This is a genomic window from Chromobacterium sp. Panama, from assembly GCF_003052555.1.
Classification (GTDB): Bacteria; Pseudomonadota; Gammaproteobacteria; order Burkholderiales; family Chromobacteriaceae; genus Chromobacterium.
Window position 1 is genome coordinate 371,191 of the sequence record NZ_QARX01000001.1, and the last position, 19,523, is coordinate 390,713.

Sequence of the window (19,523 nt, forward strand, 5' to 3'; positions counted from 1 at the left end):
CTGTTTCGCTCGTGACCGCCGGGCTTTGAACAGACTCTAAGGCACCCCGGGGGCCGCCGCGCGCCGATTGGCCGCGGCGGGCTCCGGGATGTCCTTTACCCATGTCAAAGTCAATCCGGGAAGTAATGCTATGAAACGTTTGCTGATGGTCGCCGCGCTCGCCCTGTCGCTGGTGGGCTGCAAGACCAATCCTAACGCTCAACAAGCCTCCAACGACCCCGCCGTGATCAAGGCGGCGGAAGAGAAGGCCGCGCTGGACAAGGCCGTGGCCGCCAATATGGCCATAGACCCCAACCTGATCCCGTTTGAAAAAATGAGCCCCAAACTGTCCCCGGTGGGCGAGGCTCAACTGCAACTGCTGCTGCCCAAGCTCAAGACCGCCAAATCCATCCTGGTGCGCGGCCACTGCTACCGCGGCGACATCGGCAATGCCCGCGCCGCGGCGCAAACCCGCGCCATCGCCGTCAAGCAGTTCCTGAGCGACGCCGGCGTGCCGGCCAATAAAATCACCGTGCGTTACGACACCGAGCGTCAGCTGCACGCGGTGCGTCTGATCGCCAACTGAATCTCGGCGCCGGGCCGCCCAGCGCAAGCGGGCGGCCGGGCGTTTTCGGGTGCTTAAGCAAACCCGGCGCGGCCGCGCACGGTTTGCTTAAGGACTCGCCAATTGCGCAGTCGATTTGAATCAGGTTAACGCCATGGACCTCAGCACCCTGCTCGCCAGCTTCGCTTCCGCCTTCAACCAGGACCAGCGCCTGCTCACCCTCAGCCTGGGCGACGGCAGCGTGGCGGCCGAGCAATTGCTGCCGCTGAGTTTGGCCGGCGAAGAAGGCGTGTCCCGGTCTTACGCCTACCAGCTGAGCTGTTTGTCACCGGACGGCAAGATCGAACTCAAGAGCCTGCTCGGCCTGCCGGCCCGGCTCGGCATCCTCGACGCCGCCGGCGCGGAGAGCCTGCGCTGCGGCGTGGTGTCCAAGGCCGAGTGCCTGGGCTCGGACGGCGGCTTCAGCCGTTATCAGCTGACCATTGAGCCGCCGTTCGCGCTGCTGCGCCACCGCATAAGCTCGCGGGTGTTCCAGGATCAATCGGTGCCGGACATCGTCACGCAGATCCTGAGCGAGCATCAGCAGGCCAATCCGGTGTTCGCCCGCGTCCAGGCCCAGGACTTCAAGACCGGCCCGGCGTCGCCGCGCAGCTACTGTCTGCAGTACCGCGAGAGCGATTACGACTTCATCGTGCGCCTGCTGCACGAAGAGGGTTACGCCTGGCGTTTCGATCACCTGGACGGCGACACGCCACAAGTGCGCTTGGTCGCCTTCGACGACCCTTACAGCCTGCCGCCGGCCGGCGTCGAGCGGGTGCGTTTCCACCGTAGCGACGCCACCGAAGCCGAGGACGGCCTGACCGAGTGGAACGCCCAACGCCAGATCGTGCCCGGCGCCGTAGCGCTGGCCAGCTTCGACTACCAGCCGGTGCAGACCCAGCACAGCGGAGACGACAGCCGCATCGACCAGGGCCAGAACGGCAAGGCCTTGCAATCCTCCTTGCACGACTACGACCCGCAATCGCTGTACTACGCCGGCGACGCCGACCAGCTCAGCCATTACGCCCAGCTGCGCCAGCAAGCGCATGACCTGAACGCCAAGCAATTCAGCGGCGGTGGCAGCGTGCGCGGCCTGGCCGCCGGCCAGTGGTTCCGCCTGGACGACCACCCGGCCCACGAGGGCGACAGCAGCGAACAGCGCGAATTCGTCGTTACCCGCCAAGCCTTAAGCGCGCGCAACAACCTGCCGGCGGATCTCAAAGCCTTCCAGGATGGCAAAGAAGCTCAACCCTTCCGCGCCGACTTCGACGCCCAGCGTCGCGGCGTGCCGCTGACCCCGGCCTACGCCCACACCGAACTGGCCAAGCCCAAGTCTCGCGGCGTACAGACCGCCACCGTGGTCGGCCCCCAGGGCGAAGAAGTCCACACCGACCAGCACGGCCGCATCAAGGTGCAATTCCACTGGCAGCGGCCGGACGAACACCCGAGCATCGGCGCGGGGATGGACGATAAATCCTCCTGCTGGCTGCGCGTGGTCATGCCCAGCGCCGGCGCCGGCTGGGGCCACCAATTCATCCCGCGCATCGGCCAGGAAGTGTTGGTCGACTTCATCGAAGGCGACATCGACCGCCCGGTGATCACCGGACTTCAAGACCGGCCCGGCTTCACCGCGCAGCTACTGTCTGCAATACCGCGAGAGCGATTACGACTTCATCGTGCGCCTGCTGCACGAAGAGGGTTACGCCTGGCGTTTCGACCACCTCGACGGCGACACACCACAAGTGCGCTTGGTCGCCTTCGACGACCCTTACAGCCTGCCGCCGGCCGGCGTCGAGCGGGTGCGCTTCCATCGCAGCGACGCCACCGAAGCCGAAGACGGCCTGACCGAGTGGAACGCCCAACGCCAGATCGTGCCCGGCGCAGTGGCTTTGGCCAGCTTCGACTACCAGCCGGTGCAAACCCAGCACAGCGGCGACGACAGTCGCATCGACCAGGGCCAGAACGGCAAGGCGCTGCAATCCTCCTTGCACGACTACGACCCGCAATCGCTGTACTACGCCGGCGACGCCGACCAACTCAGCCATTACGCCCAGCTGCGCCAGCAAGCGCATGACCTGAACGCCAAGCAATTCAGCGGCGGCGGCAGCGTGCGCGGCCTGGCCGCCGGCCAGTGGTTTCGCCTGGACGACCATCCGGCCCACGACGGCGACAGCAGCGAACAGCGCGAATTCGTCGTCACCCGCCAAGCTTTAAGCGCGCGCAACAACCTGCCGGCGGACCTCAAAGCGCTGGCAAAAGCCGAGGACGCCCAACCCTTCCGCGCCGACTTCGACGCCCAACGCCGCGGCGTGCCGCTGACCCCGGCCTACGCCCACACCGAACTGGCCAAGCCCAAGTCCCGCGGCGTGCAGACCGCCACCGTGGTCGGCCCGCAAGGAGAGGAAGTCCACACCGACCAGCACGGCCGCATCAAGGTGCAATTCCACTGGCAGCGGCCGGACGAACACCCGAGCATCGGCGCTAACCTCGACGACAAATCCTCCTGCTGGCTGCGCGTGGTGATGCCCAGCGCTGGCGCCGGCTGGGGCCACCAATTCATCCCGCGCATCGGTCAGGAAGTCTTGGTCGACTTCATCGAAGGCGATATCGACCGCCCGGTGATCACCGGCGTGCTCTACAACGGCAGCCACCCGCCGCCGGACTTCAGCGGCGCGGGCGCCTTGCCGGCGAATAAAACCCTGTCCGGCATCAAATCCAAAGAACACCAGGGCGGCCAATACAACGAACTGCTGTTCGACGACACCCCGGGCGAAGTGCGCGCCAAACTGTCGAGCGAACCCGGCAAAACCCAACTCAACCAAGGCTTCCTCACCCAGCCGCGCAGCAACGGCAAGGCCGAGCCGCGCGGCGATGGCTTCGAACTGCGCACCGACAACCACGGCGCCGTCCGCGCCGGCCATGGCCTGCTGCTGAGCACCGAAGCGCAGAACGGCGCTGGGGGCAAACAACTGGCGCGCGAACAGGCGCAAAGCCAGCTGGACGCAGCGCTGGCCCTGAGCCAAAGCCTGGGCGACACCGCCAGCGGCCAGCAGGCCGATACCATGGAAACCGGGCCGGAAGAAATCGGCGCGGACAACGCCAAGGCCGCCAAGAAAACCGAAGGCCACCTGCAACACCAGGCTGCCGCCTTGAAAGCCTGGGAAGCCGGCAGCAACACCGACAAGGACGGCAAGACCGCCAAGGACCAAGCCGGCCAACAGCCCTTGATCGTGCTGTCCGCACCGGCCGGCATCGCCAGCCTGAGCCAGCAAAGCCAAACCGTGGCGGCGGGCACCAATCTGGACCTGGTGGCACAGCGGGACAGCAACCAAACCTCGGGCCGGCGCTGGCTGCATAACGTCGGCCAACACATCAGCCTGTTCGTCACCGGGGTCAAGGATCAGATTGCGCTGAAGCTGATCGCCGCCAAGGGCAAGGTGCAGGTTCAAGCACAGAGCGACAGCATCGAGGTGACCGGCGATCAGGACGTCAAGATCACCGCCATCAAGGGCCAGCAGTTGTGGAACGGCAAGAAGGAGATTCTGCTGACCAGCGGCGGCGCTTATGTGCGGATCAAGGACGGCAAGATCGAGCTGCACGCGCCCGGCACGGTCAGCTTCAAGGGCGGAAGCCACGATTGGAGCGGGCCGGCCAGCATGAGTCCGCCGTTCCCGCGCTTCCCCAACACCGTCTGCAAGACCTGCATGGCGCAAGGCTTCAAGCAGGCCAATCCCTTGGTGGCGGCTAAATGAGCTCGGCGGTGCTGTTGACCAAACCTTCTTCGGCCGCGTGGCTGGAACGGCTGTTGGAGCAAGCGCGGCAGGCGGAGCTGGAGTGGCTGGACTTCATCGTGGATCAGGGCGATATCGGCGACGCTTGGCAGAGCCGCGCCCCTGCCATGCATATGCCGCGCAGCCTCTTGCTGGAGACCCCGCACGCCGAGGCCGCCGACGAAGGGCCGGCCTTGCTGCGTTTGCCGCTGCACTCCCCGGCTGGATTGGAAAAATGGACGCGGCAGCTGGATAAATGGCAGGGCGAGCCGCGCTTGCTGGCCCTGTTGGGCGATTGGGGTTTCGACGCCTTGGCCGAGCGGCTGAGCGCCTGTCTGCAAGCCTCCTGGGACCAGGGCCGACAACAGGGCGTGCTGCGTTTCAACGATCCGCGCGTGTTCGCCGCGGTCAGCGAGGCGCTGGAGCCGGCGCAGCGGCGTTTCCTGTTGGAGCCGGCCTTGCAATGGCATTGGCTGGACCGTGACGGCAACGCCCGCTGTCTGGAGCCGGATGTCGACATGATGCGGAGTTGGCCGCAGTGGGAGGAGGAGACCCTGAGCCTGTCGCCGTCGCAGATTGACGAATTGATGGTCTGGCACCAGGCGGAAAGCTGGCGCCAGGATCATCTGCTGACGCCGTCGATGTACGGGCTGAGCTCGCAGGAAGAACTGATGGCGCGGCTGGCGGCGGCGCACCGGGCGGCGGACCGGGCCAAGCTGTGGTCGGAGCCGGAACGCCAGCCCTTGATCGAGCGCCGCTTGAGAGAGCCGGCGTGAGCATGGCCGCGGCATGGGCGCGTTTTTGCGGGTGGCTGATTTTGCTGCTCCTGTCCGGCTGCACGACATCGCCCAAAACCATAGGCGTCGGCGCGCGGGTGGTGAATACCATGGCCGGCGCCGAGATTGTGCATGCCAGTTTTAACGGTCAGGCCATAGGCGGTTCCGGCGGCGAAGAGTGTTGCATCAGCCTGCCGGCGCAGTGGCGGTCGGGCATGACGGCGACGATAGGGTGGGTGAAGGATCCGAGCCCAGGGGTGAACCCTGGAGGAGTCAAGCCGCCTCCTAAAGGTAAATACGGCTCTATTACCGCCGAGGGCGCAAGGTGGTTTGAGGTGCACGAGGCTAACTATGTCCGCCATCGGCTTACGCTCCCCGTGCCGGCCTATGAGGATACTTGTGGTTTGTCCCTGGTGTTTTTGCCTTGCGATGAGGTGTATCCGCTGATTGACTGCCGGCAGCGCCAGCAAGTGTTTAGCGGTTTGCGCGAGAAAACCTCGGCAGAGTGGCGGCAGGAGCTGGCGCGACGCCTGGGCGGGCGCATGCGCTGCGACGCGCCGACGGAATCCGGCGGATGGTGATGCGAGCGCCAAACCGTGGCGAGATGGCTGCGGTGCACATGCCATGGCTGGCGTGGGCCGCTTGTGGCGTCTTGGCTTTGGGGCTGGCGGCTTGCCAGAACATCGCGCCGCCCAAAACCCTAGGCGCCGGCGCGCGAGTGGTGAATACCGTGGCGGGCACGTCGATTGTGCGCGCCAGCTTTAACGGCCAGGGCATGGGCGGCGGCGGCGGCGAGGAGTGCTGTGTCAGCCTGCCGGAGCAATGGCGGCCGGGCATGACGGCGACGATAGAGTGGGTGGTGGATCCGAGTCCAGGGGTGAATCCTGGTGGGATTCGGCAACCTCCCCGGAGCAAGTATGGATCTATCACGGCGGAAGGCAGTAGATGGCATGAGGAGCATGAAGCTAATTATGTTCGCCGCAAGGTGACGATGGCGGTGCCCAGGTATGAAAAAGTGTCTTCCCTGGTTCTGGTGTTCCTGCCTTGCGACGAGGTGTATCCGTTGATTGATTCGGCAGAGCAGGGCCGGGTGTTTGGCGGTCTGAGAGGGCTGGCTTCGTCGGAGTGGGACGATGAAGTCATTCGCCGTTTGGGGGCAGGGAAGGTCTGTGCGGCAAGCAGATGAACTCGAAGGGCTTGGCCATGTGCGTTTGGCGTGTTGGCAGTGTGACTGAGTCAATCCGTATTTCCGCATGGAGGATAACACCATGACGAGGATCGCTTTAACGATTGGTTTGCTGCTGCTGGGCCTGGCCGGGTGCCGGAGCATGGAGCGGCCCAAAACCCTAGGCGCCGGCGCGCGAGTGGTGAATACCGTGGCGGGCACATCGATTGTGCATGCCAGCTTCAATGGCCAGGGTATGGGCGGTGGTGGAGGCGAGGAGTGCTGTGTCAGCCTGCCGGAGCAATGGCGGCCGGGCATGACGGCGACGATAGAGTGGGTGGTGGATCCGAGTCCAGGGGTGAATCCTGGTGGGATTCGGCAACCTCCCCGGAGCAAGTATGGATCTATCACGGCGGAAGGCAGTAGATGGTATGAGGTGCATGAAGCAAATTATGTTCGCCGCAAGGTGACGATGGCGGTGCCCAAGTATGAAAAAGTGTCTTCCCTGATTCTGGTGTTCCTGCCTTGCGATGAGGTGTATCCGCTGATTGATTCGGCGGAGCAGGGCAGAGTGTTGGGTGGCTTGCGTGGTCGTGAAGACCGTTATCCGGAGATGATCCGTCGACTGGGTGGTCGGCAGACGTGTTCGGGAGGTGGATGATTCCCGGCTAGAGCCAGTTCCTGTCAGGCGATGGTTTTGGAATGGAACGGCAAATCGGAATTTAGCATTGAGGGTGAAAACGATGAAATGGTTCTCTATTAGTGCATGGCTGTTCTTGACCCTGAGCCTGCTTGGATGTCAAAGCATGGCGCAGTCCAAAACCATAGGCGCCGGTGCGCGGGTGGTGAATACCGTACCAGGTACATCGATTGTGCGCGCCAGCTTTAATGGTCAGGGTATGGGAGGCGGCGGTGGTGAGGAGTGTTGCGTCAGCCTGCCGGAGCAATGGCGGCCGGGCATGACGGCGACGATTGAGTGGGTGAAGGATCCTAGCCCGGATGTTAATCCTGGTGGACGACGTGCACCGCGCTGGAATCCAGATGGAACGACGCCGCCAGAATGGCATCGTTGGATGAAAGAGCATGAAGCTAATTATGTTCGCCGCAGGGTGACGATGGCGGTGCCAAAGTATGAAAAAGTATCTTCCCTGGTCCTTGTGTTCCTGCCTTGCGATGAAGTGTATCCGCTGATTGATTCTGCGGAACAGGGCCGAGTGTTTGGCGGACTGAGAGGCAGGAGCTCGCAGGGATGGGATGATGAAGTGGTGCGGCGTTTGGGAGGCAAAACCAAATGCCAGCGTTGATTGCTCCCTCGTTCCCGGATGAAGGTTATTTACCTACCCGTTTCCAAACAATTCTTGCTCAGCGAAATAGCCAGCAGCAGGAAGTAGATGCTGCAAGGTGCGCAGCTCGTGAGCAAGGTCGGCCATCGCCTTGTGTGCAGGTGCTGCATGTCAGCCTGTTCTTTGACGGCACCAATAACCATGGCGACTCGGACGATAAAGCCGACCCAGTCAATAGCAGCAATGTGCGACGTTTGTTCAATGCTTCAATTGGTAATGGGAAAGGGTTTGACTGGGGATATTACAGTTATTACATCCAGGGTGTCGGCACGGTATTCAAGGAAATTGGCGAGGATGAGCCAAGCGGCAGTGGCCTGAGTTTTGCCTCGGGGGGCGAAGATAGGATTCTATGGGGACTAACGAGGCTGATCGACGCCATTACGCGGTCAATGAGTGAGCAGGTGGAAAAGCTGGATGCGCCACAAGCTCTCCAACTGATCAAGGATATGCAGTACACCTATGAGGAAGACGACAAAGGCGTCAAAAAACGCAGCAGCACCACGCTGGCGCAACGCCGTGCGGTGATGCAGAAAGTGTTGGCGCCGATTGTCGCCAAGCGCGAAGCCGATTACAAGCCGGAAATCCTGCGCGTCAAATTGTATACCTACGGTTTTTCGCGCGGAGCGGCGGAGGCGCGTTCCTTTCTGTGGCGGCTGCGCGAGTTGATGGACGTCGAGGCCGGCACGCTGTGCGGCATCCCCGTCGCGGTGGAGTTTCTCGGCCTGTTCGACACCGTGGCCTCGGTGGGGCTGACCGAGCTGGCGCCGGGGGCGGAAGGCCATATGGGCTGGGCAGACGGTACGATGAAGCTGCCGCCGGAGGCTGGCTATCTGAAGCGCTGCGCGCATCTGGTCAGCGCGCACGAGCAGCGGCTGTGCTTTCCGCTGGATTCGGTGGCCATCGCCAACCGTAGTTATCCCGGCTGCGTGTTGGGTGAATGGGTCTACCCCGGCATGCACAGCGACGTGGGCGGCGGTTATCCGCCCAAGGACCAGGGCAAGGCGCGCGAGGGGCAGGGCATGCTGTTGTCGCAGCTGCCCTTGCTGCATATGTACCGGCTGGCTTTTGACGCTGGTGCGCCGTTGCAGGCGCATGCGGACTTATTGCAGGATGCGGACCCGGAACAATTGGGTATGTTGAAGCAACGCGAGCCTTGGCGCTTTATGAGTACGGAAACCCAAGCGCTGTACGTGCTGGATGTGGAGTTGAAGGAGCGCTTCGAAGCCTGGCGTCAGCATGCCGGCAGCGGCGCGTCGCTGGAAGACCTGCTGCAGTGGCAGACCGCGCAGATCACCGCCTGGCGCATCGCCCGTTACGCCGGCGGCGTCGACGAGAAAGGCGGGCCGGGTTATCGCAACGCCGAGTTTTACAAAAACTCCCAGGACACGCCCAAGTGGCTGGTGAACGCGCAGGAGTCGGAGTGGAAGGCGCAGCGCCGCAAAGGCGTTGCCACCGGGGTGACGCTGAAGCCTAAGGGAAAAGAGGCGGACGCGAGCCAGGTTTCGGAGGGCTTCAAACCTAACCTCAATAAGCAGTACGAGCCGGTGATGGATCAGACCCAGTTGCGGGAAGGGGCCAAGGACTTCGCCGACGATTACATGGGCCGAACCTCGCTGTCCTTCAACCTGATTGGCGGCTTCGCCACCTTCTTCACCGGCTTGTCCCGCCCGTTCAGCGACGATTGCCAGGCGGAACTGGTCATGCTGCGGGAGGATGGCAATGATTTGTACCCGGCGGTGGTCAAGGACGAGAAGCTGATGGCGCTGTACGACGAGCATGTGCACGACTCCCGCGCCTGGTTCATGCATTACGCGCTGGGCAAGCGCGAACCTCACGGCACTTATCTGCGTTACCGCACCGTGTTCTTCACCGACGGCAACAGCAATAAGAAGCCGATCTGCCAGGCGCCGCGCGCGCAGGAGATCCGGCGCGAGCAGCAACGCCAGGCCGAGGAACGGCGGGGCGAGCGTATTGGGGGAGGCCGGCATTGAGCCCGGCGCATCGACTTCATGGCGAGAGGGTTTCAAGAATGAACAAGCGAGCCTGGCGGGTTTGCGCCGCTTTGCTTTTGGGCTGCCTCTGCGCGCCGGCGCAGGCCGCCGCGCCGGACAAGGCGGCCGGCACCTATGTGCCGGCCGACGAGGACTGGTTGCCCAGCAGCCTGGTTCTGCTGCCTTCGGGTCAGTTTGAATGGTTCATCAAGGGCAGCGGCGCGCGCACGGTGCGCGGCGATTGGACGCGCGGGCGGGGACAGATCGTCCTGCGCGCGGCGGCAGGCGGCGAAGCGCCGGCCTACCGGCAATTGCCCTATGCCTCCGGCCGCTTCATGGCCGCGGACCGCTACGACGAGGCGATGATGACGGTGGCGGTGCTGGCGGCCGGCCGCATGGGCGTGGCGGGAACGGAGGCCCTGCTGGAAGACGATCAAGGCCGGCAAGTGGAGGCCGAGGCTACCCGGACGCCGGGCTATCTGATCGCCTGGCAGCCTAAGGCATGGGGAGCGTGGCGCAAGGTGGGCCTGCGCCTGGCCGGCTCCGGGCAAGCTTGGCAGTGGTTCGAGGTGGACGCCGTCGGCAGGACGGAGCGGGCGGCCGGTTTCGAGCTGAGCAACGCCGACGCGGTGCAGCCCCTGTTCCGCCAGGCGGAGCTGGAGATCCAGGCGGACGGCGGCTTGACGATGCCCAAGCCGGCCCCTGAGATTCCGGTGCGCTCCGCGTTGCGCTACCGCAAATTGGACCGTCCGCTGACGGCGGCGCAATTGGCCGGGCATTATCGGATGGAGAGCCGGACGGAGTCCGAGCTGGCTTTGCAGGCCGACGGCCAGGCTTCCTGGTCCTTGTTGGCCAGCCGCGCTTATTATCTGGAGGGCCGTTGGCGGGTGAGCAACGGCCTGGTGACGGTGGAGGCGCAATTGCCTGCTCAGGCGCCCAAGTACCGCCTGATGTCGGATGCGGAAATGAATGTGCGTCAGCCGGCCACGGCGCGGCAATTGATCGCCATCGTCGGCCAGCCGCGCGTGGGCGGGGCGGCCGGCATCGAGGTCCGCTTCGAGGCGGCGGGTAAAACGCTGGGACAGGCGGTCAGCCAGGCCAGCGGCGATGCGATCCTGGATTGGGACGGCAAGGCCGACGACTGGACCCGCGTGGCCTTGCGGCGTCAGGGCAGCGCCGACGCCTGGACCTGGCTGGAGGTGCCGGCCGCGCGCCGCGCGGACCGCCTGCTGGCCATCGCCGTCGACGACCTGGGGCTGAGCCGGCCGGCGATTCCCTCCTTGATCTTCGGCCTGGGCGAGGATGGCGGTTTGCTGCTGCGCGAGCCGCTGAACCATGACCTGGAAAAGTATTTCAAAACCAAGAAGTAGCGGTTTCCCGCCGGCGGCCAGCCCGCCGGCGCAACCGGACAACAATAGATGTGACGTGAGCCTTAATGCTTGAATCCTTATTGCCGTATTACGAACGCGAACTCGGACACCTGCGCCAGCTGTCCGGCGAGTTCGCGCGCCGCTATCCCAAGATCGCCGGCCGTCTGCAAATGGAAGGCGACCAGTGCGAAGACCCGCACACCGAGCGGCTGATCGAGTCCTTCGCCTTCCTGGCCGCGCGCATCCACAAGAAGCTGGACGACGAATATCCGGAGGTGGCGGTCAGCTTCCTCAATGTGCTCTACCCGCATTATCTGCAGCCGATTCCCTCCGCCACCATCGTGCAGTTCGAATGCGATCCGCAGCGGCCGGAAATCGCCAAGCGCTACCGGGTGGAGCGCGGCCAGCCGGTGCACGCGCCGGCGATGCAGGGCGTGGTGTGCAAATTCCGCAGCGCCTATCCGGTGGACCTGTATCCGCTGTCGCTGACCGAGGCCAAGCTGGAGCTGACCAGCGGCTCGCCCTATCTGCGCCAGCTGGCGCCGGACGCGGCGGCGGTGCTGACGATGGAGTTCCATACTCACGGCGGCCTGGCGCTCAACGCCATCGGCCTGCAATCGCTGCGCTTCTTCCTGGACGGCGAGCCGGCGCTGATGCATCTGCTGTACGAAATGCTGCTGTCCAATGTCCTGAGCGTCAGCGTGGGCGACGGCAGCGAAGACCCGGCCCGCACGCGCAAGCTGCCGGCGGACAGCCTGCGGGCGGTGGGCTTCGGCCGCGAGGAAGGTCTGCTGGACTACGACGAACGCTCCTTCATGGGCTACCGGCTGCTGACCGAGTACTTCTGCTATCCGGACAAATTCCTCTTCGTCGATCTGCTGCGCTTGGACAAGGCGGTGGCGCGGCTGGACGGCGACAAGCTGGTGCTGCGGATCTTGCTGGACGAATACCCGGACAGCGAGCGTCACAACCGGCTGCAGACCCAGTTGCAGGCCCAGCACATGAAGCTGGGCTGCACGCCCATCGTCAACCTGTTCACCCAGCCGGGCGAGCCCATCCGCGTCACCCACCAGAAAGCCAGTTACCCGGTGCTGGTGGACGCGCGCAAGCAGCAGGCTTACGAGGCGATCCAGATCAAGCGCGTGGTGCGGGTGGAGAAATCCGGCGACGGCGAAAGCAGCGAGGAAGTGCCGTCCTTCTACGCGATACGCCACGGTAGCGAAAAAAAGACGCCGCGCTTTTATTGGCACGCCAGCCGGGAGCCCTCGCCGCGCCAGAGCGACAAGGGCACGGATCTGGAGCTGCACCTGGCGGACCTGGAGTTCAACGCGGTGCGGCCGGCCACCGAGGTGCTGAGCCTGGAGCTGCTGTGCAGCAACCGCGATCTGCCGGAGCAGATTCCCTTTGGCGGCAGCCAGTCCACCCAGCGGACGGATTTCTCGCTGCCGGGCCATTCCGTGGTCAAGCGCGTGCGCCTGTTGCGAAAGCCCAGCGCCAGCCAGCGTTGCCCGCTGGGGCGCGCGGTGCAGTGGCGGCTGGTGTCGCATTTGTCGCTGAACTACATGTCCATCGTGGATTCCGGCTGCGCCGCCTTGCAGGAAATGCTGGCCTTGTACAACCTGACCGATTCCCCGGTGAACGTGCGCCAGATCCAGGGCGTGGTGGGGATAGAAAGCCAGCCGGCGGTGACCCGCGTGTCCGGCCGCGATTTCAGCGGCTTTGTCCGCGGCAGCGAAATCCGCCTGACGCTGGACCCGGATTACTACGTCGGCGGCAGCGTTTATCTGTTCGCCGCGGTGCTGGAGCGTTTCTTCGCGCTGTATTGCGCGCCTAATAGTTTCACCCGCCTGCGGGTGCATGCGGTTCAACAAGACGAGGAGGTAGCCTCATGGCCAGCCCGAGCCGGCGAAGCCCTCGTGATCTGAAACTGGAGCTGGCGCGCGACGCCAGCCAGTTCGGTTTTTTCCAGGCGGTGCGCATCCTGGGCCTGTCCGCGCGCAAGCGCGGCGAGCGCCGCGGCCGGCTGCCGGCCAGCTTGCGCTTCCGCTCGCTGGCCTCGCTGTCCTTCCCGCCCAGCGAGCTGTGTCGTTATCAGCCGGCCAAGGAGCCGGAGCAGCTGGACGCCACCGACGAGATGACGGTCAGCTTCATCGGGCTGACCGGGCCCAGCGGCGCCTTGCCCACCAGTTATACCGAGCTGCTGCTGGAGCGCCGCCAGCAGTACAAGGACGGATCGCTGCACGCCTTCCTGGACATCTTCAGCCACCGCGCCACCGCCTTGTTCTTCGGCGCCTGGCGCAAATACCGCTATTGGCTGGAAGTGGAGGCCGGCGAGCGCGACGGTTTCACCCGCAATCTGCTGGACCTGGGCGGCCTGGGCCTGTCCCAGCTGCGCAAGCAGATGGGGCCGGACGCGAGCCTGGACGAAAACCTGTTCATCTATTACGCCGGCCTGCTCAGCCAGAAGCCCTTGTCGGCGCAGGCGCTGGAAACGCTGATCCAGGGCTTTTTCGGCGTGGACGCCGCATTGGAGCAATTCATCGGCCAGTGGATGCAGGTGCCGGCGGCGGAGCAAAGCCGGCTTGGCGACAGCGAGAGCGAGCTGGGCGTGTCCTTGTTCGCCGGCGCCCGGGTTTGGGACCGTCAGACCAAGCTGCAGCTGCGCTTGGGCAGCATGCGCCGCGCCCAGTTCGAAGCCCTGCTGCCCGGCGGCCCCGGCGCGCAGGCCTTGCAGGCGCTGCTGCAATTCGCCGTCGGCCACAATCTGGCGGCCGACGTCAGCCTGGTGCTGGACAAGCGCGACGTGCCGGCGGCGCAGCTGGGCGGCCCGGCGGACCTGCGCCTGGGCGGCAATTGCTGGCTGGGCCCGCAGAAGCAAGATCCTGAAGACATGCGCTACGCGCTGCTGCATTGAGCGGCGCGAGCGGAATCGACTTTTCATTTTGAGCGTATTGGAACGATATGTCCGTATCCCTGAAAGCCCTGATCGACAGGCTGACCCCCACCGCCCGCCAGGCGATTGAGCAGGCGGCCAGCCGCGCGCTGGCGCGCACGCATTTCGAAATCGAGATCGAACACGCGCTGCTGGCGATGTTCGACCAGGACAACAACGCCGCGCTGGCGGCGCTGCACGCGCTGGGCGCGGACCTGCCGCGCATCGAGCGCGAGCTGGAAGCCGCGCTGGACGCCTTCCGCAGCGGCAATACCCGCAATCCGGTGCTGTCCGGCTGGCTGCCCAAGTGGCTGGAAAAAGCCTGGCTGCTGGCCAGCGCGGAACAGGGGCAGGACGATGTGTCCACCCTGGACCTGCTGCTGGCGCTGTGGCAGGACGAGGCGCTGCGCGGCGCGTTGCAGTCCGGCTCCGCCGCGCTGGCGCGCCAGGACGCCGGCCGCCTGCAGGGCGCTTACGCCGCCTTGCGTCAGCACGGCGGCGAGGCCTCGGCCAACGCGCCGGCCGCCGAAGCAGGAGCGGAGCCGACGATGGCCGCGCCCGCGGCCGGCAAGCGCGGCAGCCCGGCGCTGGACAAATACACGATAGACCTGACCGCCCAGGCCAAGGCCGGCAAGATCGACCCCATTCTGGGACGCGACGTTGAAATCCGTCAGATGATAGACATCCTGATGCGTCGCCGGCAGAACAACCCCATCCTCACCGGCGAGCCGGGCGTGGGCAAGACCGCGGTGGTGGAAGGCCTGGCGCGCAAGATCGTGCACGGCGAAGTGCCGCCGGTGCTGGCCGGCGTCACCCTGCGCACCCTGGACCTGGGTCTGTTGCAGGCCGGCGCCAGCGTCAAGGGCGAGTTCGAAAACCGCCTGCGCCAGGTGATAGACGAGGTCAAGGCCAGCCCGGTGCCCATCATCCTGTTCATCGACGAGGCCCACACCTTGATTGGCGCCGGCGGCGCGGCGGGCCAGAACGATGCGGCCAACCTGTTGAAACCGGCGCTGGCGCGCGGCGAGCTGCGCACCATCGCCGCCACCACCTGGGCCGAGTACAAAAAGTACTTTGAAAAAGACGCCGCGCTGGCGCGCCGCTTCCAGGTGGTGAAGGTGGAAGAACCGGCGCCGGAAATCGCCGTGCAGATGGTGCGCGGCCTGACCCCGGCGATGGCCGAGCACCACAAGGTGGAAATCCTCAACGAGGCGGTGGCCGCCGCCGTGCATCTGTCCAGCCGCTACATCGCCGGCCGCCAGCTGCCGGACAAGGCCATCAGCGTGCTCGACACCGCCTGCGCCCGCGTGGCGCTGTCGCGCGCCGGCAAGCCGGGGCCGATCGAAGACGTGTCGGTGCTGATAGACAATATCGACCGCGAAGTGGCCGCGCTGCAGCGCGAAGAAGGCCACGCCGAACGCATCGCGGAGCTGGAAGCCCAGCGCGCCGAACTGCAGGCGGACCTGGAGAAACTGCACGCCGCCTGGGACGAACAGCAAAAGCTGGTGGCGGAGATCGACGAGCTCAAACAGCGGCAGGCCGAGGCCAAGCCGGCCAAGGGCAAGAAGCTCAGCCCGTTGCAGACCAAGCGCAAGGCGCTGCGCGAACTGCAGAAGCTCCAGCCGCTGGCCTTCGAGTGCGTGGACGAGAGCGTGATCGCCGACGTGATTTCCGGCTGGACCGGCATCCCGCTGGGCCGCATGGTCAGCAATGAGCTGGAGCAGGTGCAGAAGCTGGCCTCGCTGCTGGGCGCGCGCGTCATCGGCCAGGATCACGCCTTGGAGCAGATCGCCGAGCGGGTGCAGATCGCCAAGGCCAATCTGGAAGACCCGGGCAAGCCCAAGGGCGTGTTCCTGCTGGTGGGGCCGTCCGGCGTGGGCAAGACCGAAACCGCGCTGGCGTTGGCCGAGGCCTTGTACGGCGGCGAGCGCAATCTGATCACCATCAATATGTCGGAATACCAGGAAGCGCACAGCGTCTCCGGCCTCAAGGGCTCGCCGCCGGGCTATGTCGGTTACGGCGAGGGCGGGGTGTTGACCGAGGCGGTGCGGCGCAAGCCCTACTCGGTACTGCTGCTGGACGAGGTGGAGAAAGCCCATCCGGACGTGATGGAGCTGTTCTTCCAAGTCTTCGACAAAGGCCTGCTGGAAGACAGCGAAGGCCGCGAAGTCGATTTCAAGAACACCATCATCCTGCTGACCTCCAACGCCGGCTCCGATCTGGTGATGCGCGCCTGCGAGCACGGCGTCACCATCGAGGGCGAAACCCGCGACCCGACGCCGGAAGACCTGGTGGAGATTCTGCGGCCCACCTTGCAAAGCGTGTTCAAGCCGGCCTTCCTCGGCCGCCTGACCATCGTGCCCTATCTGCCGATCAGCGACGAAGTGCTGCGCGCCATCGTCGGCCTCAAACTGAACAAAATCCGCCAGCGCATCGCCGACAACCACGGCGCGCAAGTGGAGTTCCCGGAGGAACTGGCGGAACAGATGGCGGCGCGTTGCCTGGACGTGGACAGCGGCGCGCGCAACGCCGACGCCATCCTGACCCGCACCCTGCTGGCGCAGATCTCCAGCGACCTGCTGGCGCGCATGGCTTCCGGCCGCCCGGTGAAGAAGATCGCCGTCTCGCTCAAGGGCGAGCAGGTCAAAGTGCGGCTGAGCTGAGGAAACGCGTCCATGTGGAAAATGTTGGGCCTGTTCGGAGTCAGCACCGTCGCCTGGTGGGGGCTGCTGTGGCTGGTGTTGCCGCAAAGCTGGCAGCGCATCAGTCCATCGGCCATTCTGCTGCTGCACCTGGGGCCGCCGATGTTGCTCAGCGCCGGCGTCAAGCTATGGGGCTATCTGAAGGAAAAGCGCGCCAAGCAGGAAGAGACCGAGCAAGAGAGCGCGGCCGAGGCCGAGCGCCAGTCCGCGCGCGAGGCCGCGCGCGAACGGCATCTGGCCGAGCTGCGCGAACGCCAGGCCGTGGTGGACTGCCGCTGGCTGTGGGCGCGCGCCGTGCCGGCCCATGGCGAGCCGGACTGGCTGGCGGAAGCGCCGGACGGCTGTCTGTGGTCCTGCCTGGACGCGGCCGACCTTGACGCCGACGAGGCGCTGGAAGGACTGCGGCCGCATGTGACCGAGGCCTTGCAGGAACTCTACGCCGTCGCGCCCGGCGCGGCCTGGCTGCCGCTGGTGATGGAAGTGGTGCCCAGCCTGTCCGGCATCGAACAGATCGCCGCGGTCAAGGAATGGCAGACGGTCGCCATGGCCGAAACGCTGGACGACGGTGAATGGCCGACGCCGGAAGCGCGCTTCCTGGCGGGCGCCGGCACCGGCACGGTGGCGGACCGCGCGCGGCAGTTGCTGCAACAACAGCCGGAACTGCCGGGTGTGATCATGCTGGGCGCCGACGCGCCCTTGCTGACGCGGGGCGGCGAAGAGCGGGACGAGAGCGACCCCGCCACGGCGGAACGCCTGCGCTGGCTGGGCAAGCCGGGCCTGGCCGTCGCCGTCATGCTGTTCCTGCGCGAGCAATTGCCGGAGCCCGATTTGGGCCCCGTCGCCGTGGCCGAGGGCGCCGATCCTTATCAGCCTTATTGGGAAAAAGACTTCAGCCGCGAGGGCGGCAGTTGGGGCGTGGTGCCGACCCGTCATCAGGCCGGCCTGGCCGAGCTGCCGGTCTTGGCCCAATTGGGCCAGTCCAGCGCGGCCGCTGCGCCGCAGGAGCGCGCCTTGCAACTGATGCGGCAACTGCAACCGGTGCTGGACAACGCCTTGGTCAACGCCGCGCTGCTGGACTACCCGTTCAGCCCGGAGGACGCCAAGCCGGAAAACGATAAGGCGGCCAGCCTGGGCTGGCTGGTGCACAACGGCGGCGACGTAGACGCCGGCGGCGTGCGCCTGGCCGCCATCGCCAGCGCCTTGAACCGCCACGCGGTGGAGCTGCACCCCATCGACGAGGCCAGCAATCTGGCGCGGGAGTGGGGCGACGTCGGCGTCGCCGCCGACGCCATGCTGGCCGCCGCCGCCGTCAGCCACAGCGCGCGCCTGGCCGCTCCGGCCCTCATTACTCAATTCAGCAACGATCATGTGGCGCTGGCCATGGCCAGACCGCCGCGCGAGGAGGCCACAGCATGAAACGCGTGATCCGATTGGGCGACCCCACCGATCATGGCGGCAAAGTCGTCAGCGCCGCATCCAGCACCACCTTGTTCGGCAAGCAGGTCGCCTGCCTGGGCGACGCCGTCACCTGCCCGCAGCAAGGGCACGTCAACTGCACCATCGTGGAAGGCGACCCAAGCTGGGTGGTCGGCGGCAAGCCGGTGGCGCTGGAAGGCCATAAAGTCAGCTGCGGCGCCTCGCTGATCTCCACCATGCCGGAAGTCGGCAAGGGCTGATCGCAACACCTCTATATATAGAAGCCACAAAGCATGGAAAACATCGAACAAACAGTGCAGCAATTGCTGGTCCCCATCCCCGGCGGCTGGCCGGCGGGGGAGGACTTGGCTTACTCCACGCTTTTCGACCAGATTCGCGAAGCCCGCCGCAGCGACGACCCGGGCCTGTCCCAAGGCGATTGGGAACAGACGCTCAAAACGGCGGAATGGCCCAAAGTCATCCGCCTGTGCGAAGACGCGCTGAGTCAGAACAGCAAAGACCTGCAACTGCTGGCCTGGTACGCGGAAGCCCAGGTCCAGGCCAACGGCGTGCCCGGCCTGACCCTGGGCCTGGCCGCGCTGGAGGGCTGGCTGCGCCAATACTGGGACAGCGGCTATCCTGAACTGGACCCGCACGATCTGGACGAGCGCGTCGGCAAGCTGGAGTGGCTGAATCAGCAACTGGGCCTGGCCATCCGCAATGTGCCGCTGCTGAAACCGGAGTTCGGCGCTTACGGCTGGAACGACTGGCAGCAATCGCGCGACGTGGAAAACCTGGGTTTGAAAGACGCCGAGTCCAAGGCCGCGGCCATCGCCGAGGGCAAGCTCTCCGGCGACGAGTTCGAAAAGAGCGCCAACCTGTCCGGTCACGCCTGGTTCCAGAGCCAGGCTGAGGCGCTGGTCCAGGCACTGGGCCGCTATGAAGCGCTGGACGAGCAAGTGGACCAGCGCTTCGGCGGCGAAGCGCCCAGCCTGGCGGAGATCCGCAACGGCATCTACGCCTGCCAGGATCTGGTGTTGCGCTACCGTCAACAAACCGCGCCGGCCGGCGTTACGCCGGCTCCCGTCGAACCCGCCGTGGAAAGAAAAGCCGTGACTCAAAGCTATAGCGCGCCCACCCCCGCCGCTTCGGCGGCGCCCGTCGCCTTCAACGGCCAGATCCGCAGCCGCCAGGAAGCGGTGCAGATGTTGAGCGAAGTCGCCCGTTACTTCCGCAGCAACGAACCGCATAGCCCGGTGGCCTTATTGGCCGAACGCGCGGCGCGCTGGGCCGAGATGAGCTTGGAAGAATGGCTGCTGCACGTGGTCAAGGACGATTCCACGCTGAATCAGCTGCAAGAACTGCTGGATGTGAGAAAGGATTAAGCGGTTTCAGGCCTCCGCAACCGTGCGGGCCGGCGCTTCGCCGGCCCGTTTTTCATGGTTCGTCGGGGTGGTTGAGGCGTGCCGGCAAAT

General features: G+C 65.3%; 15 protein-coding genes and 1 pseudogene. All 16 read left to right on the forward strand.

The window, feature by feature from the left end; genetic code table 11:
• Positions 1-130 precede the first annotated feature (130 nt).
• Complete coding sequence (locus tag DB032_RS01865) at positions 131-565, forward strand: OmpA family protein (RefSeq protein ID WP_158274210.1); 435 nt, start codon at positions 131-133, stop codon at positions 563-565.
• Between the two features lie 133 nt (positions 566-698).
• A pseudogene (locus DB032_RS01870) lies at positions 699-2,192 on the forward strand (type VI secretion system Vgr family protein); the annotation flags it as partial.
• Between the two features lie 67 nt (positions 2,193-2,259).
• Positions 2,260-4,335, forward strand: coding sequence for a type VI secretion system Vgr family protein (locus DB032_RS01875; RefSeq protein WP_233246637.1), 2,076 nt, complete (start codon positions 2,260-2,262; stop codon positions 4,333-4,335).
• A complete protein-coding gene (locus tag DB032_RS01880) occupies positions 4,332-5,129 on the forward strand; it encodes a DUF4123 domain-containing protein (protein WP_107798028.1) in 798 nt (265 codons plus the stop codon). Before DB032_RS01875 ends, DB032_RS01880 begins: the two co-directional genes overlap by 4 nt.
• 2 nt (positions 5,130-5,131) lie before the next feature.
• A complete protein-coding gene (locus tag DB032_RS01885; RefSeq protein WP_107798029.1) occupies positions 5,132-5,710 on the forward strand; it encodes a DUF3304 domain-containing protein in 579 nt (192 codons plus the stop codon).
• Positions 5,704-6,315 carry a DUF3304 domain-containing protein gene (locus DB032_RS01890; protein ID WP_107798030.1) on the forward strand — a complete coding sequence of 204 codons (612 nt, stop codon included), beginning with the start codon at positions 5,704-5,706 and terminating at the stop codon, positions 6,313-6,315. Before DB032_RS01885 ends, DB032_RS01890 begins: the two co-directional genes overlap by 7 nt.
• An 82-nt stretch (positions 6,316-6,397) precedes the next feature.
• Positions 6,398-6,955: a DUF3304 domain-containing protein gene (locus DB032_RS01895; RefSeq protein WP_158274211.1), complete on the forward strand. Its 558-nt coding sequence runs from the start codon at positions 6,398-6,400 to the stop codon at positions 6,953-6,955.
• 82 nt (positions 6,956-7,037) lie between these two features.
• Entirely contained in the window at positions 7,038-7,598 is a 561-nt protein-coding gene (locus tag DB032_RS01900; protein ID WP_158274212.1) for a DUF3304 domain-containing protein, read from the forward strand.
• A 440-nt stretch (positions 7,599-8,038) separates the two neighbouring features.
• Positions 8,039-9,628: a DUF2235 domain-containing protein gene (locus DB032_RS01905; protein ID WP_370445182.1), complete on the forward strand. Its 1,590-nt coding sequence runs from the start codon at positions 8,039-8,041 to the stop codon at positions 9,626-9,628.
• Between the two features lie 38 nt (positions 9,629-9,666).
• Positions 9,667-10,998, forward strand: a complete 1,332-nt coding sequence (locus DB032_RS01910; RefSeq protein ID WP_146176557.1) for a hypothetical protein — start codon at positions 9,667-9,669, stop codon at positions 10,996-10,998.
• 65 nt (positions 10,999-11,063) lie between these two features.
• Positions 11,064-12,923: a type VI secretion system baseplate subunit TssF gene (tssF, locus tag DB032_RS01915; protein WP_107798034.1), complete on the forward strand. Its 1,860-nt coding sequence runs from the start codon at positions 11,064-11,066 to the stop codon at positions 12,921-12,923.
• Positions 12,887-13,912, forward strand: coding sequence for a type VI secretion system baseplate subunit TssG (tssG, locus tag DB032_RS01920; protein ID WP_107798035.1), 1,026 nt, complete (start codon positions 12,887-12,889; stop codon positions 13,910-13,912). Before tssF ends, tssG begins: the two co-directional genes overlap by 37 nt.
• Before the next feature lie 47 nt (positions 13,913-13,959).
• The gene (gene tssH / locus DB032_RS01925; protein ID WP_107798036.1) at positions 13,960-16,593 is read left to right on the forward strand and encodes a type VI secretion system ATPase TssH; all 2,634 of its coding nucleotides are present in this window, start codon (positions 13,960-13,962) and stop codon (positions 16,591-16,593) included.
• 12 nt (positions 16,594-16,605) lie between these two features.
• Positions 16,606-18,048, forward strand: coding sequence for a hypothetical protein (locus DB032_RS01930; protein WP_107798037.1), 1,443 nt, complete (start codon positions 16,606-16,608; stop codon positions 18,046-18,048).
• Positions 18,045-18,308 (forward strand): PAAR domain-containing protein, encoded by a 264-nt coding sequence (locus DB032_RS01935; protein WP_043641377.1) that lies wholly within the window; start codon positions 18,045-18,047, stop codon positions 18,306-18,308. The genes DB032_RS01930 and DB032_RS01935 overlap by 4 nt, the downstream gene beginning before the upstream one ends.
• 33 nt (positions 18,309-18,341) lie before the next feature.
• Positions 18,342-19,433 carry a type VI secretion system protein TssA gene (gene tssA, locus DB032_RS01940; protein ID WP_107798038.1) on the forward strand — a complete coding sequence of 364 codons (1,092 nt, stop codon included), beginning with the start codon at positions 18,342-18,344 and terminating at the stop codon, positions 19,431-19,433.
• The last annotated feature ends 90 nt before the right edge of the window (positions 19,434-19,523 follow it).

Excerpts from the sequence above, each read along its gene's own strand:
- DB032_RS01865 (WP_158274210.1), top strand. The coding sequence starts at position 131 with ATGAAACGTTTGCTGATGGTCGCCGCGCTCGCCCTGTCGCTGGTGGGC.
- DB032_RS01880 (WP_107798028.1), top strand. The coding sequence starts at position 4,332 with ATGAGCTCGGCGGTGCTGTTGACCAAACCTTCTTCGGCCGCGTGGCTG.
- DB032_RS01885 (WP_107798029.1), top strand. The coding sequence starts at position 5,132 with ATGGCCGCGGCATGGGCGCGTTTTTGCGGGTGGCTGATTTTGCTGCTC.
- DB032_RS01890 (WP_107798030.1), top strand. The coding sequence starts at position 5,704 with ATGGTGATGCGAGCGCCAAACCGTGGCGAGATGGCTGCGGTGCACATG.
- DB032_RS01895 (WP_158274211.1), top strand. The coding sequence starts at position 6,398 with ATGACGAGGATCGCTTTAACGATTGGTTTGCTGCTGCTGGGCCTGGCC.
- DB032_RS01900 (WP_158274212.1), top strand. The coding sequence starts at position 7,038 with ATGAAATGGTTCTCTATTAGTGCATGGCTGTTCTTGACCCTGAGCCTG.
- DB032_RS01910 (WP_146176557.1), top strand. The coding sequence starts at position 9,667 with ATGAACAAGCGAGCCTGGCGGGTTTGCGCCGCTTTGCTTTTGGGCTGC.
- tssF (WP_107798034.1), top strand. The coding sequence starts at position 11,064 with ATGCTTGAATCCTTATTGCCGTATTACGAACGCGAACTCGGACACCTG.
- tssG (WP_107798035.1), top strand. The coding sequence starts at position 12,887 with ATGGCCAGCCCGAGCCGGCGAAGCCCTCGTGATCTGAAACTGGAGCTG.
- tssH (WP_107798036.1), top strand. The coding sequence starts at position 13,960 with ATGTCCGTATCCCTGAAAGCCCTGATCGACAGGCTGACCCCCACCGCC.
- DB032_RS01930 (WP_107798037.1), top strand. The coding sequence starts at position 16,606 with ATGTGGAAAATGTTGGGCCTGTTCGGAGTCAGCACCGTCGCCTGGTGG.
- DB032_RS01935 (WP_043641377.1), top strand. The coding sequence starts at position 18,045 with ATGAAACGCGTGATCCGATTGGGCGACCCCACCGATCATGGCGGCAAA.
- tssA (WP_107798038.1), top strand. The coding sequence starts at position 18,342 with ATGGAAAACATCGAACAAACAGTGCAGCAATTGCTGGTCCCCATCCCC.